This is a genomic window from Arthrobacter sp. GCM10027362, assembly GCF_042679445.1.
Taxonomy (GTDB): domain Bacteria; phylum Actinomycetota; class Actinomycetes; order Actinomycetales; family Micrococcaceae; genus Crystallibacter.
In genome coordinates, this window is record NZ_JBHTML010000407.1 from 1 (window position 1) to 848 (window position 848).

Annotated in this window: 1 protein-coding gene; it reads right to left on the minus strand. The window is 70.2% G+C overall.

The window, feature by feature from the left end; translation table 11 throughout:
- Positions 1–848 (minus strand): lipoyl synthase (locus tag ACFQ36_RS23025; protein ID WP_377017923.1); only part of this gene is annotated, 848 nt, incomplete at both ends.

Genomic DNA, 848 nt, shown 5'->3' on the forward strand with positions numbered 1-848 from the left:
GCTTCCTGCCGGGTGGTGCCGGAGTCCTCGATGCCGTCGGCAATGTGGGCCAGTTCCTCGGGCAGTTCGCGCCCCTTGCGGCGCATGGCGGTGGCCCAGAGCCGGCCGGCCCGGTAGGAGGAGCGCACCAGCGGCCCGCTCATCACGCCCAGGAACCCGATCTGCTCGGCCTCCTCGCGCAGCTCCACGAACTCGGCCGGCTTGACCCAGCGCTCCACCGGGTGGTGGCGCTCGGTCGGGCGCAGGTACTGGGTGATGGTAATCAAATCGCAGCCGGCCGCGTGCAGGTCCGCCAGCGCCGCGGAGACTTCGGCGCGGGTCTCGCCCATGCCCAGGATCAGGTTCGACTTGGTCACCATGCCCGCGGCCCGGCCCTGGCCGATCACGTCCAGGGAGCGCTCGTAGCGGAAGGCCGGGCGGATGCGCTTGAAGATCCGCGGCACGGTTTCCACGTTGTGGGCGAACACCTCCGGGGCGGCCTCGCAGATGGCCCGGATGTGCTCGGGCCTGCCGGAGAAGTCCGGGATCAGGATTTCGACGCCGGTGCCCGGGTTCAGTTCCTTGATCCGGCGGATGGTCTCGGCGTAGAGCCAGGCGCCCTCGTCGGGCAGGTCGTCGCGGGCGACGCCGGTGACGGTGGCATAGCGCAGGTTCATCTGCCGGACCGAGCGGGCGACCTTTTCCGGCTCGGTCACGTCCAGGGGGGCGGGCTTGCCGGTGTCGATCTGGCAGAAGTCGCAGCGCCGGGTGCACTCGGAGCCGCCGATCAAAAAGGTGGCCTCGCGGTCCTCCCAGCATTCGAAGATGTTGGGGCAGCCGGCCTCCTCGCACACGGTGTGCAGGCCTTC